This window comes from Aeromonas sp. 75A, assembly GCF_051919425.1.
GTDB lineage: Bacteria > Pseudomonadota > Gammaproteobacteria > Enterobacterales > Aeromonadaceae > Aeromonas > Aeromonas veronii.
Genome location: NZ_JBQBES010000002.1, coordinates 2720904 through 2734410, shown reverse-complemented (window position 1 = coordinate 2734410; position 13507 = coordinate 2720904). Strand labels below are relative to the sequence as shown.

At 59.1% G+C, this 13507-nt stretch carries 14 protein-coding genes; 7 read left to right on the top strand and 7 right to left on the bottom strand.

What is annotated here, in order from left to right:
• Positions 1–30: 30 nt before the first annotated feature.
• Positions 31–738 carry a ParB-like protein gene (locus ACTG2T_RS12830; RefSeq protein ID WP_330125471.1) on the bottom strand — a complete coding sequence of 236 codons (708 nt, stop codon included), beginning with the start codon at positions 736–738 and terminating at the stop codon, positions 31–33.
• Positions 739–922: 184 nt separating this feature from the next.
• Between ACTG2T_RS12830 and ACTG2T_RS12825 the strand changes: the two genes are divergently transcribed.
• From ACTG2T_RS12825 to ACTG2T_RS12815, 3 genes are all read left to right on the top strand, one after another.
• Positions 923–2527, top strand: a complete 1605-nt coding sequence (locus tag ACTG2T_RS12825; protein ID WP_330125470.1) for a peptide ABC transporter substrate-binding protein — start codon at positions 923–925, stop codon at positions 2525–2527.
• Between the two features lie 118 nt (positions 2528–2645).
• Positions 2646–2945, top strand: a complete 300-nt coding sequence (locus ACTG2T_RS12820) for a hypothetical protein (protein WP_005335795.1) — start codon at positions 2646–2648, stop codon at positions 2943–2945.
• 137 nt (positions 2946–3082) lie between these two features.
• Entirely contained in the window at positions 3083–4642 is a 1560-nt protein-coding gene (locus ACTG2T_RS12815) for a methyl-accepting chemotaxis protein (RefSeq protein WP_330125469.1), read from the top strand.
• 68 nt (positions 4643–4710) lie between these two features.
• Here the strand turns inward: ACTG2T_RS12815 and dusA are convergent, their stop codons facing one another.
• Positions 4711–5697 carry a tRNA dihydrouridine(20/20a) synthase DusA gene (dusA, locus tag ACTG2T_RS12810; protein ID WP_330125468.1) on the bottom strand — a complete coding sequence of 329 codons (987 nt, stop codon included), beginning with the start codon at positions 5695–5697 and terminating at the stop codon, positions 4711–4713.
• Between the two features lie 137 nt (positions 5698–5834).
• Between dusA and zur the strand changes: the two genes are divergently transcribed.
• The 3 genes from zur to ACTG2T_RS12795 are packed head-to-tail and all read left to right on the top strand — an operon-like array spanning position 5835 to position 6979.
• Complete coding sequence (gene zur, locus ACTG2T_RS12805; protein ID WP_330125467.1) at positions 5835–6293, top strand: zinc uptake transcriptional repressor Zur; 459 nt, start codon at positions 5835–5837, stop codon at positions 6291–6293.
• A complete protein-coding gene (locus ACTG2T_RS12800; protein ID WP_005335807.1) occupies positions 6283–6744 on the top strand; it encodes a chemotaxis protein CheX in 462 nt (153 codons plus the stop codon). Before zur ends, ACTG2T_RS12800 begins: the two co-directional genes overlap by 11 nt.
• A gap of 4 nt (positions 6745–6748) precedes the next feature.
• Positions 6749–6979, top strand: a complete 231-nt coding sequence (locus ACTG2T_RS12795; RefSeq protein WP_100645087.1) for a hypothetical protein — start codon at positions 6749–6751, stop codon at positions 6977–6979.
• Positions 6980–7052: 73 nt separating this feature from the next.
• Here ACTG2T_RS12795 and brnQ (ACTG2T_RS12790) read toward each other — a convergent pair whose 3' ends face one another.
• From brnQ (ACTG2T_RS12790) to ACTG2T_RS12780, 3 genes are all read right to left on the bottom strand, one after another.
• On the bottom strand, positions 7053–8330 hold the full coding sequence (brnQ, locus tag ACTG2T_RS12790) for a branched-chain amino acid transport system II carrier protein (RefSeq protein ID WP_330125484.1): 1278 nt from the start codon (positions 8328–8330) through the stop codon (positions 7053–7055).
• 470 nt (positions 8331–8800) lie between these two features.
• The gene (brnQ, locus tag ACTG2T_RS12785; protein WP_041236099.1) at positions 8801–10105 is read right to left on the bottom strand and encodes a branched-chain amino acid transport system II carrier protein; all 1305 of its coding nucleotides are present in this window, start codon (positions 10103–10105) and stop codon (positions 8801–8803) included.
• A 191-nt stretch (positions 10106–10296) separates the two neighbouring features.
• Positions 10297–11007 (bottom strand): tRNA1(Val) (adenine(37)-N6)-methyltransferase, encoded by a 711-nt coding sequence (locus tag ACTG2T_RS12780; protein ID WP_330125466.1) that lies wholly within the window; start codon positions 11005–11007, stop codon positions 10297–10299.
• 119 nt (positions 11008–11126) lie between these two features.
• Between ACTG2T_RS12780 and srmB the strand changes: the two genes are divergently transcribed.
• Positions 11127–12350, top strand: a complete 1224-nt coding sequence (gene srmB / locus ACTG2T_RS12775; RefSeq protein ID WP_058059701.1) for an ATP-dependent RNA helicase SrmB — start codon at positions 11127–11129, stop codon at positions 12348–12350.
• Between the two features lie 72 nt (positions 12351–12422).
• On the opposite strand, the gene ACTG2T_RS12770 is transcribed toward srmB, so the two are convergent.
• Positions 12423–12878, bottom strand: coding sequence for a GNAT family N-acetyltransferase (locus tag ACTG2T_RS12770; protein WP_330125465.1), 456 nt, complete (start codon positions 12876–12878; stop codon positions 12423–12425).
• A gap of 56 nt (positions 12879–12934) precedes the next feature.
• Positions 12935–13507 carry a Crp/Fnr family transcriptional regulator gene (locus ACTG2T_RS12765; RefSeq protein WP_320545766.1) on the bottom strand — a complete coding sequence of 191 codons (573 nt, stop codon included), beginning with the start codon at positions 13505–13507 and terminating at the stop codon, positions 12935–12937.

Here is a 13507-nt window from a genome sequence, read left to right as displayed (position 1 = left end):
ATGCTCTGGATGCCGTCATCGCACATCCACTCACTGCGCGCTTTTGGACTGGTTGAGGCTGCACTGCTTGCCGGGATAACCGGGTAGATCCTTGGCATCGCTGCCGCAGGCGAGCCGTTTGGCCTGTTGCAGGCGGGCCGCCAGATTGGCGCTGTCCACCGGCATCCACTGCATCTGCTTGCCGAGCCAGCTGGCCCAGGCAAACTCGACGAAATAGACCTGTTTGTCCTTGCGAAAGTAGCCCGCATTCTGCAGCAGTCCGGCGAGGGTGCGATAGGGGTAATCAGGCAGCTTGTCGATGCTGGTCGGCAACTGCTCCGGGGTCAGCGGTTGCCCCTTCTCATCCTTGAGCCAGGCCCAATGGTTGTTCTGCATCTGGCTCCAGAAGTTGGCTTTGTCCTGCAGGCGGCCAATCACCTTGACCCGGGCATCCTTGACGCCCTGCTGCCACAACGCCTTGGTGAGATGGTGCCTGTCCACCAGCCAGTAGCTGCCATCCGGCGCAATCACCACGGGGATCTCTTTCTTTTTCATCAACTTGTCGAGCTGCTTTGCGCTCATGCCAGCCAATGTGGCCTGGATCTCATCGACCTGGATCTGGCCGACGCCCCCCTGGGTCGGGTGCAAAGCATCAATGCCGATCTCGCACCAGTTGCCCACCGCCGTGTCGCTCTGGCACGGGGCCAACGCCCAGGCACTCTGGCTCAACACACAGGCCAGCAATAACCATGCTTTCATCGTTTGACACTCCTCACCACATTGAACTGCACAGACGCCGGGAACGCTCTTCTACCCCGATGGGGAGTGAGAGTCGAATGCTGGCGGTCAGACCAGCAAACGGGATATCATGATTTCCCATCTGTCGGCGATATTTTCTCGCCGAGTTTTCTCCCCGCTTCACACTATTTGAAGGATCCGACCCATGAAAGGATGGACCCCCTTGCTGGCCCTGCTGGGCTGTGCTGCTGTCCAGGCTGCCGATATTCCCGCCGGAACACAACTCGCCGCCGAGCAGATTGTCGTTCGCCACCTCAAGGATGAACCTGCGAGCCTGAGCCCGCTCAAGCTGGTCGGCCTGCCGGAATTGCAGGTACTGCGGGATCTGTTCGAGGGGCTGCTGACCCAGGGGCCGGATGGCAAACCGGTTGCCGGGGTGGCGGCCAGCTGGGAGAACAAGGACAACCAGTTCTTTACCTTCCATCTACGCCCGGATGCGCGCTGGTCCAACGGCGATCCGGTCAAGGCTGGCGACTTCGTCTACGGCTGGCGCAAGCTGGTCGACCCGAAAGAGGCGGCCACCTTCGCCTGGTTTGCCCAACTGGCCCGTTTCGACAAGGTGGACGAGATAGTCGCTGGCAAATTGCCTGCCAGCGAGCTGGGGGTCAAGGCCCTTGATGATCACACCCTGCAAGTGACCCTCTCCCAGCCGGTGCCCTACTTCCTGAACCTGCTGAGCCACCCCAGCCTGTCGCCGCTCCATCAGGCCAGCATCGAGCAGTACGGCAACCAGTGGACCCAACCCGGCAAACTGGTGGGCAACGGTGCCTTTGTGCTGAACAACCGGGTGGTCAACGAGAAGCTGGAGCTGACCCCCAACCCTTATTACTGGGGTCGGGCCCATACCGTATTGACCAAGGTGATCTTCATGCCGATCAATCAGGAGAGCGCGGCCACCAACCGCTACCTGGCTGGCGATCTGCATATCACCGAATCCTTCCCCAAGGAGCAGTACGACAAGCTGAAGCAGCAGATCCCGAATGAGGTCTACACCCCGGACCAGCTCGGCACCTACTACTACGCCTTCAATACCCGTCAGGCACCACTGAACGATGTGCGGGTGCGCAAGGCGCTCTCCTACACCATTGACCGCGCCCTGATCGCCGACAAAGTGCTCGGTACCGGCGAGAAACCGGCTTATCACTTCACTCCGGATGTGACCGCCAGCTTTACCCCGGCCTCCAACCTGCTCTCGACCAGCAGCCAGCCGGAGCTGGACAGCAAGGCCAAGGCCCTGCTCAAGGAGGCCGGTTACGGCCCGGACAAGCCGCTCAAGCTGACCCTGCTCTACAACACCGCGGAAATTCACAAGAAGATGGCACTGGCGATTGCCAGCATGTGGAAGCAGAAGCTGGGCGCCGAGGTCGAGCTGACCAATCAGGAGTGGAAAACCTATCTCGACAGCCGCCAGAGCGGTCAGTTCGAGGTGATCCGCTCCTCCTGGGTCGCCGATTACAACGACCCTTCAGCGTTCCTTGGCCTGTGGGGCTCCCGTCACAGCGGCAATATGGCAGGCTTTGCGAATGCCCGTTATGACCAACTGCTGGCAGAGGCGGCCAGCACTCAGGATGCCGCCAGCCGCAGCAAGCTGTTTGGCGAGGCGGAGACGATCCTGCTGGATCAGGCCCCCATCGCCCCCATTTACCAGTACACCAATGCCCGACTCATCAAGCCATGGCTCAAGGGCTACCCCATCAACAACTCGGAAGATGTGGCCTACAGCCGCCAGCTGTACCTGATCAAACACTGACACCGGCCACAACGATGCGAGGCCCCGCAGGGCCTCGCTATTGATACTGTTCACACCCCGATTTACAGCCTAAAATGCCGCCCCTTCTGTTCAATTAATCTTCAATACCCAGTCAGACATGCGTTATTTGATACTGCTCTCATTGTTGTGGACCCTGCCTGCTCAGGCCAATAGCGAATCCCAATGCCAGCAAGAGTTTGTCGGCTGGATGCTGCACCAGCAGCAACAGTTCAGCGATCGCAAGTCTGACAAGATGGAACGGCGCCGGGCCGAGCGGGCCATCGAGTTGGCTCGTCAGGAGTACGACAAGCAGACCAGCTTTTGCAAGACGATGGAGCTGGTGCGCAGCTACAAAGATAGCGATCCGCGCTTTAAACCGAGAAGCGGCGAAGTTCACGATTTCACACCGGCCAGCTGACACTCACTTCATCAATTCATTGTGTTGATTAATTGACCCAAGCCAAGTTCGGGTCACTGAAGAGCCTTAGAATGATTAACTGAGAACGACAATAAAAAATATATTTATCAGTTATTTGGCTTTTTCAGGAACGACACATGACCAGACTCCATCAGGAGGGGGAGATACACTTCCCCGACAACATCGCACTCATCTCGACCACGGATCCCGCCAGTCATATTACCTATGCCAACCAGCACTTCTGTGATGTAGCCGGGTATGGTGCTGCCGAAATGGAAGGGGTACCCCACAATCTGGTGCGACACCCCGACATGCCCAAAGCGGCCTTCGCCGACATGTGGCAGCGGCTGCGACAGGGCAAAAGCTGGATGGGGCTGGTCAAGAACCGCGCCAAAAGCGGTCAGTTCTATTGGGTAAACGCTTACGTCACCCCGATCCTCAATGCGCAGAAGGAGATCGTCGAGTTCCAGTCGGTGCGCACCAAACCCGCCGCCAGCGATGTGGCCTGGGCCGAGCAGCTCTATGGCCTGCTGCGCAGCGGCAAGGCACTTCCCTGGCTGAGCCGGTTTCACATTGAACCGGGTCAGCTGACCCTCTGGCTCTCCGCTTCTGCCTTGCTCACCATCCTTGCTACCTTTGCCACCGGCAACCTGTTATGGCTGCTGCCCACCGCCTTGTTGCTGTTGGCACAGGCAATCCACGGCTGGCGATTGCAGCAGCGGCTGGCTCATCTGCTCACCCTTGCCGATCAAGACAAGGGAACCCACCTCTGTCAGGTGCTCTACACCCGACGGCGCGATACCCTGGCGGCCGTCGAACTGGCCCTGCGGATGAAGCAGGCCGAGCTCAAGGCTGTGGTCGGGCGCAGCGCCGACACCAACCAGCAGATCCTGCAGGCAGCCGAAGATGACCGGGGCAATATCCAGACCATCGATACCCACCTGCAGCAGCAGCGCGCCCATAGCGAGCAGCTGGCGACCGCCATCACCGAACTGAGCCACTCCATTCGGGATGTGGCCCACAGTGCCCATGAGGCGAGCAATCTGGTTATAGAGGTACAGCAGGTCTCCGATGAGGGGTTGCAAGCATTGGCGACCACCCGTTCTGCCGTCAACCAACTCCATCAGGAGCTGGATGCCAACCATGCCGTGCTGGCCCAGCTCACCAGCGACAGCCAGAAGATCAGCGGTATTCTGGAGGTGATCAGTCAAATCGCCGACCAGACCAACCTGCTCGCCCTCAATGCGGCCATCGAGGCCGCCCGGGCGGGCGAACAGGGGCGCGGTTTTGCCGTGGTGGCGGACGAAGTGAGGGCGCTGGCCCAGAAGACCCGCGCCTCAACCAGCGAGATCCACGAGATGATCCAGGCGCTGCAACAGACTACACGACAGTTGTCGGAGGGGATGACGCAAGGGGCGCAGACCTCGGTACGCTGCCAGCAGCACGCGGGCACCACCGCCGACGTGCTCACCCAGATCAACAGGATGCTGGGGCAGGTAACCCGCACCAGCGACGAGATCGCCCAGGCGGTGAGTCAGCAGGCCGACGTCACGGCGACCCTCGATGAAGGGGTACACCAGATCCACCAACTGGCCAGCCACACCGCCGACAACAGCAGGCAGGCCCTCGATGGCATCACCCTGCTGGTAGAGCGGCTGCAGGATCTCTCGCGGCTGATCAACCAGTTCAGATATTGAAGCGACAGCGATCAAAAAAGCGCGTCAACTGACGCGCTTTTTGTTGCTATTGCCCTAGCACAACTGGCTTATTCTGCCGTCTCGCTGGCGGCAAACTCCGGCACCTTGGCCATGGCATCCAGCACCACCTGAATACCGGCGCCCGGTTTGCAGGCGTTCTCGCTCAGGTGACGGCGCCAGGCGCGGGCCCCCTGCATGTTCTGGAACAACCCCAGCATGTGGCGAGTCATGTGGGAAAGGTAGTTGCCCTTGGCCAGCTCCTGCTCGATATAGGGCAGCATCATCCGCACCACCTCGTGGCGGCTCGGCACAGCGTTGTTCTGACCGAACACCAGATTGTCCACCTGCGCCAGAATGTAGGGGTTCTGATAGGCTTCACGCCCCATCATGACGCCATCGACGTGTTGCAGATGCTCAAGGGTCTGCTCCATGGAGGTGACGCCGCCGTTGAGGGCGATAGTGAGATCCGGGTAATCCTGCTTGACCCGATAGACGCGGGGATAATCGAGGGGCGGGATCTCGCGGTTCTCCTTGGGGCTCAAGCCGCTCAGCCACGCCTTGCGGGCATGGACGATGAAGGTATCGCAACCGGCATCGCGCACCTGTTCGATAAAGGCCTGCAGAAATTCGTAGGAGTCCTGATCGTCGATACCGATACGGGTCTTCACCGTCACCGGAATATCGACCACATCGCGCATCGCCTTGACGCAGTCAGCCACCAGCGCCGGTTCACCCATCAGGCAGGCGCCAAAGCGACCGTTCTGCACCCGATCGGAGGGGCAACCGACGTTGATATTCACCTCGTCATAGCCGCGCTCCTCGGCCAACTGGGCACAGCGCGCCAGATCGGCCGGATTGCTGCCACCCAGCTGCAGGGAGATGGGGTGCTCCTGCTCGCTGTAACCCAGATAATCCCCCTTGCCGTGGATGATGGCGCCGGTGGTAACCATTTCGGTATAGAGCAAGGTCTGGCGGCTCATCAGTCGATGAAAGTAACGGCAATGCCGATCAGTCCAGTCCAGCATGGGGGCGATGGAAAAACGCTGCGCCTGCATAAAAATCATCCGGGTTGGCTAAAGAAAGGGGCGGATTTTATCACAACGTGAAGCAGCCCCAGAAAATGAATTTTGTCGCCGCGCCATGCGAGGCCCTGTGATAGTATCCGGCTAATAGAAAGGGTATCTGCGCGATCATGAATCAAGACCAACTTTTACAACGAGCCGAGCGACTCTGTATACAGCGAGGGATCCGCTTCACCCCGACCCGACGTCAGGTTTTTCGCCTGCTGGCGGCACACGGCAACGCCATCAGCGCCTATGATTTGTTGGCCCAGCTGCAGCAAACCGAAGCCAATGCCAAGCCGCCAACCGTCTATCGGGCACTCGATTTTTTGCTCGAGCAGGGTTTTGCTCACAAGGTGGAATCTCTCAACGCGTTTATCTTATGCTGCCACTTCGATCACGCTCACCCGATGCAGTTGCTGATCTGCGACGAGTGCGGGGATGTGGTCGAGCTTCACGATACGGCGATCGATAGCGCGTTTTCCGAGCAGGCCCACTTGCATGGTTTTACTATTACCAATAAGACGATAGAGGCACATGGCCAATGTGCCCGTTGTACGCCCACTGTAGGAAGTCATCATGAAGGCTGATTTTGTAAATCCGTTCCTGCTATCCCTGCTCAATGTGCTCTCGACCATGGCACAGCTGGAACTCAAACCGGGCAAACCGAAACGCAAGATGGATGAGCTGGCGCGCGGCGACGTCTCAGGCCTTATTGGCATGGTCGGCCCGCAGACCCGTGGCTCCCTCTCCATCAGCTTCGAGAAGGGGCTAGCGCTGGAGATCATGCGCCGCATGCTGGGGGAAGCTCCCGCCAACATCAACGAAGAGGTGACCGACATGGTCGGTGAAATCACCAACATGGTGACCGGCGGTGCAAAGCGGATGCTGGGCGAGAAGGGCTACGAGTTTGACATGGCGACCCCCATCATCGTCTCCGGCCCCAACCACACCATTACCCACCGTGCCGATGGCACCAAGATCATGATGCCGTTCGAATCGGATTTCGGTCGCGCTACCATCGAAATCTGCTTCGAGTAACCCTATGTGGAAAGCATTGAAATGGATTTTCATCTGCTGGGCCCTGCTGTTGATCCTGTCGGACATTCAGATCAGCACCTCCCTCTACAAGTACGAAGATAACCGGGTGCTCATCAACTTCCCGCGCTGGGAAGCCAAGCAGCCCTGGGGCACCTTCGAGTGGCATGCCGGACGGGTAGAAACCCACTGGTATGGTCTGGAGGGCAAACCCAAGCCGAAAGGCCCGCACATCTGATCCGGTAACGGATCCGGCAGAAACAGAAGAGGCCAGCAGCTGCTGGCCTCTTTGCTATCTCGTTGTTTCTGAATCAAGCCGCTTCGGCAGCCAACTTCCCGCTTGGTCGCACTAGGATGCCGACGATGCAGGCCAGCAGAGTCGGCAGCAGCCAGGCAAGCCCCTTGTCGAACAGCGGCAGGAAGGCAAAGCCGTCCATCGCCATCCCGGCAGCCCCCAGCCCATCGAGGCAACCAAACAGAAAGGCGACCGTCAGCACGCCGCGAAACGCCAGCCGTGGCTGGGCAAACCATCCCTTGAGGAAGGTCACCAGCACCAGCGCGATGGCAACCGGATAGATGGCCACCAGCACCGGAATCGAGAGGCCGATCAGCTCGCTCAGCCCCACATTGGCCACCACTGCACAGAGCGCCCCCAGCAGCATGACCCAGTTGCGATAGGCCCAACCTGTCAGGCCATGGAAGTAGTCGGCACCGGCACAGAGCAGGCCGACCGCACTGGTAAAACAGGCCAGGGTGATGATGGCAGCCAGAATAAGCTGACCCGGTTGACCAAACAGACTCAGGACGTAAGCATTGACGATGGCGCCGCCGTTGCTGATATCGCTCGCCACCCCACCGGCGCTGTTGCCTAGCTGAAAGAGCGAGACATACACCGCCGACAACCCGACTGCCGAGATCAAGCCTGCAATGGTCAGATATTTGAACTGGCTGCGATAATCCTCGATCCCCTTCTGGCGCAGCAACCCGATGATCAGGGCGCCAAACATCAGGGAGGCCAGGGTATCCATGGTGTTGTACCCCTCCAGCATCCCTTTGGTCAGGGCTGCATCTATGTACTCACCGCTGGCATCAGGCATGGTGCCCTGCGGCGTCATAAAGACCCCGACCGCCAGAATAAGCAGCATCGCCATCAGGGCTGGGGTCAGATACTTGCCGACCGCATCGAGCAGCTTGCCCCGATCGAGCGCCACCAGGATCACCAGCGCAAAGAAACTAAGGGTGTAGATCAGCAGCCCCTCATGATCGGCATCGCCAAGCCAGGGCTTGAGGCCCATCTCGTAGGCGACCAGACCGGTGCGGGGAATGGCAAAGGCGGGTCCCATGATGATATAGATGGCGATGGCCAGCGCCGTCGCCCCCCCGGCGGGCAGATAGCGGGTCATTCCAGTCCAGCCACTCGCGCCGCCCCCCGAACTCCCCTTGGCCACCGCAATCAGGGTGATCAGCGGCAAGCCCACTGCCGTTAGCAAAAAGCCGCACATGGCGGCCAACAGATGCTCACCAGCCATAAAACCGGCCAGCGGCGGAAAAATGATATTGCCAGCCCCCAGATAGAAGGCAAACGTCATAAACCCCAATCCGAATACGTCGGACAACTTCAATGATTTCGTCAAACTCAACCTCATCTGCCTTATCAGCTTGTTATTGATTGCACCCACTGCCTGGCAGATAACCGGTAACAATACCTCTCGCCCCCACACGGCCCGCGGACCGGATGAGGCGCACCATCTTTAGCATAAAGAAGAGGAGTTCGATCTCAATCACCAATTAATATCTTGAAACAATTTACCGCTGCGGAATTAATCGCCGAACAACTCGGCGCTCCATAAACAGGTGTCGCACGTGCCCTATGGGAAGTGAGAAGGGGTTGTAGAAGGGGGAACTGGTTATAGCGGCAAGATACGGCTGCTCAGATGCTATCTGCGTACAGTGACAATTACGGCAGCAAAGCGAGGCGAGGCGAGGCGAGAAGCTAGGCTCACAGAAAACATAAGAGCCTGCACGGGGCAGGCTCTTGGCAATATCACATCGGGCGTGATCAGGCAGCTTCGGCAGCCATCTCGGTTGGACGCACCATCACGCCAACTACGCAGGCCAGCAGGGTTGGCATCAGCCAGGCGAGGCCCTTGTCGAACAGCGGCAGGAAGGCAAACGCATCCATCTTCATACCGGCAGCACCCAGACCATCCAGGCAACCGAACAGGAAGGCAACCATCAACACGCCACGGAACACCAGACGGGGACGGCCGAAGTAACCCTTCAGGAAGGTGACCAGCACCAGCGCCACGGCAACGGGATAGATGGCAACCAGCACCGGAATGGAGAGGCTGATCAACTGGCTCAGACCCACGTTGGCCACCACGGCACAGATAACGCCCAGCAACACCACCAGCTTCTTGTAAGCCATGCCGGTCAGATTGTGGAAGAAATCGGAACAGGCGGAGATCAGACCGACTGCAGTGGTAAAGCACGCCAGAGTGATGATGGCCGCCAGAATGAACTGACCCGGCTGACCAAACAGGCTCAGTACGTAGGCGTTGACGATGGCGCCACCATTGCTGACATCGGTCGCCACACCGGCTGCAGTGTTACCCAGCTGGAACAGGGAGACGTACACCACGCTCAGACCAACGGCAGAGATAAGGCCGGCAATGGCCAGATACTTGAACTGGCTCTTGTAATCGTTGATGCCTTTCTGGCGCAGCAGATCGACGATCAGGGCGCCAAACATCAGGGACGCCAGGGTGTCCATGGTGTTGTAGCCTTCCAGGATCCCTTTGACGAAGGGGCTGTTCTGATAGTCACCGGACGCATCAGGCATGGAGCCTTGCGGCGCTACGAATACCCCGACCGCCAGAGTCAACAGCAGCAGCATCAGTACCGGAGTCAGGTATTTGCCGATGGCGTCCATCAGCTTGCCCTGGTTCATGGAGACCAGAATGGCCACACCAAAGAAGATCACGGTATAGGCAGCCAGACCCGCCTGCCCCATGTCACCGATAAACGGCTTGAGGCCCATCTCGTAGGCAACCAGACCGGTACGGGGCGCGGCAAAGGCCGGGCCGATGATGATGTAGATGGCAACGGCCAGCGCAGTCGCGACACCGGCAGGCAGCAGCTTGGTCATACCAGCCCAGCCGTTACCGGCTTTCGCCACGGCCAGAATGGTCACCAGAGGCAGGCCCACGGCAGTGACCAGAAAGCCAAACATCGCCAGGGAGAGGTGCTCACCAGCCATGTAACCGGCCAACGGCGGGAAAATGATGTTACCGGCGCCCAAGTAGAAGGCGAAGGTCATAAACCCTAATCCGAGTACATCGGACAATGTGAGTGATTTCGTCAAGTTCAACCTCGTCTGTCTTGTAAATTATTGCTTGTTATAGTTTTTATCGGTCGCTGACCGGGTGTGTTCAGGGGGTATAAAAAAAGAGCCCCGCATGTTTTTTCATCGCAACCAGTGGTTTTAGCTGGTCTGGAGCGGGCGCTCGATCTGGAACCAGCATAATGGCGTGAAAAAATAGTTCAAGACGAAATTTACATCTTCAAATAGAAGGGTTTGGTCAGTTGGATATATCTGTCGGAATAGGCCCCATCAGCAGAATGGATCACAATTTCACCCCTCTCACACCTGTTTAATCCTCTGCCAAGTAGCAATAAAACACGATTTGCCTCTTTACCCTCTCTGGTGATAACAGCTGTATAACAAATGCCATGCAGATCATAATTCGCCGAAATGCATAAAATTTCATCGGCCATCGCCGTCGGCAGCACCAGCGCCACCTGCCCGTTCGGGCTCAGCAAACGATCGCAGGCCGCCAGTAATGCGTGGCTGTCGAGGGTGCCGGTATGGCGGGCCAACGCCCGCGCCGGATCGCTAAATGACTGGCCTGCCAAGAAATAGGGAGGGTTGGAGACGACAAGATCATAAGGGTCGGCCTGATAATCCTGAATGGCACTCTCTATGACGGTCACCCGATCGGCCCAGGGAGAGGCAGCCGCATTCTCCCGCGCCTGACTGGCCGCATTAATATCCAGCTCGACCGCATCAAGACGGCAGTCAGATCTGCTGCGTTGGGCCAGCATCAGGGCGATCAGGCCGCTGCCGGTGCCGATATCGAGCACTCGTCGTGCCTGTCCGACCGGCGCCCAGGCACCGAGCAAAATGCCATCGGTGCCCACCTTCATGGCGCAGCGATCGTGATTGATATGGAACTGTTTGAAGGTAAATCCGCGACTACGTCCCATCTGGCCCCCGTCATCTGCAAAAATGGTGGGCGATTATAGCGGCTAAGACACACTCACCAATAGGAGCCGACGAGATAATCGCCTATAATCTGCCGTTTCCTTAATGACCGAGTATTGCCATGAGCCAGTCCTTTGATGATTTCGACCTGCACCCAGCCCTCAACCGGGCCTTGGCCGAGATGGGATTCACCCGCCCCACCACCATCCAGCAGATGGTGCTGGAGCCAGCCCTGGACGGCCGCGATATTCTGGCATCCGCTCCGACCGGTACCGGCAAGACTGCCTCCTTCCTGCTGCCGGCACTCCAGCACCTGCTGGACTTCCCGCGCCGCAAGCCGGGCCCCTGCCGCATGCTGATCCTGACCCCGACCCGCGAGTTGGCGCTGCAGGTTACCGCCCACGCCAAGGCGCTGGCGGCTCACACCAACCTCAGCATCGAGACCATCATCGGCGGCGTCAGCCATGAAGAGCAGCTGCCTGCCCTGACCAAGACCACCGACATAGTGGTGGCCACCCCGGGTCGTCTGCTCGAATACATCGAGAAAGAGGAGTTCGAGAGCCACGACATCGAAGTGCTGGTGCTGGATGAAGCGGATCGCATGCTGGACATGGGCTTTATCAAGGATGTGAACCGCATCGTGGCAGAGGCGCGCTACCGCAAGCACACCATGCTCTTCTCCGCCACCCTGGAAGGGGCAGGCCTCGAAAAGTTCGCCAACGAGATCCTCAAGGATCCGGTGGAGCTGCACGCCGAGCCGCCCCGCAGCGAACGTCGCCCCATCACCCAGTGGATCCATCTGGCCGATGACGCCACCCACAAGCTGGCGCTGCTGACTCATATCCTGAAAGATCCGGAAACCCAGAAAGCCATCATCTTCGTCAAGACCCGCGAGCGTCTGGCGGAGCTCTCCGGCCAGCTGCAGGCTGCAGGTATCTCCTGCGCCTGGATCCGTGGCGAGATGGAGCAGAGCAAGCGTATCGAGTCGATCCGCAAGTTCCACGAAGGGGAAGTGCCCTTCCTGATCGCCACCGACGTCGCCGCCCGCGGCATCGACCTGCCGAACGTCAGCCACGTCATCAACTACGACATGCCCTACGGCGCCGACGTTTACGTCCACCGGATCGGTCGTACCGGCCGCGCCGGCAACCGTGGCTGCGCCATCAGCCTGGTAGAAGCCCACGACATGGCGATGGTCGCCAAGATCGAACGCTACACCGAAGAGCGCCTCAAGCGCCGGGTGATCGACGAGCTGCGCCCGAAACACAAGGAAGCGCGGGTACCGGTGAAGAAGAAAAAGCCGGTCGACAAGAAGAAGTCCGCCAAGAAGAAAAAGAAGAAGTGATCGCCAGGCGATAAAGAGAAGGGCCATCCAACGGGATGGCCCTTCTGCATTCTGAATCACTCTGACGAGTGGTTATGCCACCACTCTGCGCATCCCCATATGGGGGATATCGTCTTCGAGATAGCCTTCCCCTTCCGCCACAAAACCGTGCTGGCCATAGAAGCCCTGCAGATGGGCCTGCGCCCCCAGCCAAATGCTGTGAGTCGGCCAGCGCACCTCGCACGCCTTGACCGCCTCGCCGATCAGCTGGTGACCAAGACCACCGCCACGCGCCTTGGGTGAAGTTACCACCCGGCCGATGGCGGCACCGCTCTCGTCGCCGATGCCGGGCGCCATAATCCGCGCATAGGCGGCCAGCAGCTCGCCCTGATAGCCGAGCAGGTGCCAGACCCCTTCGCGGCGATCGAGCCCGTCCAGATCCTGAAAGGGGCAGGTCTGCTCCACCACGAACACCTCGGCCCGCAGCGCCAGCAACTCATACAACTCGTCAGTGGTCAGTTCAGACCAGGGTTTCAGGATCCAGTTCATCGGCAACTCCTTATCAGTTCGGCCTGCCAGCATAATCGTGGCGCCAGCGCCCTGCATTAACCTTTGTTAAGTTCTTTCAGCCGTTTGCGAATGCGGCTCAGACTAATGGGAGTGATACCGAGATAGGCGGCGATCTGGTGATCCGGCACTCTGGCATCAAGCGCGGGAAAGCTGTCGAGAAAGTGCTGATAGCGCGCCTGCGGGCTGCCGGTCAGCAGCAACTGCTCCTTCTCCTCCTTGATGCGCAACTGCACCTCCAGCAGGTGCTGATACCAGTGCGGCCAGCCGGGCAGCTGGCGCAAGTCGGCCAGACTGAACAGCTGCAGACGGCAGGGCTCCAGTGCCTCCACGCTGTAGCGGGCAGGCTCACCACTGAGCAGGTGGTGGAAATCGAGAAACTCGTCCCCCTCCCAGTAGAACTCCTTGATGTACTCGCGGCCATCCTCCAGCACCAGCTTGGCCCGCAGCAGCCCCTGCTCCACCCTGACCAGCAGATCCGGGCTGTCGCCGGCATGCCAGAGGCAGCTTTTCGGGCTGAGGGTCAGCGGGCGGGCAAAAGAGAGGAGGCGCGCGGCCTCCTCTTTATCTGCGACCTGCGCCCAATCAAAGGGGGGTCTGTCAGTCAGCAT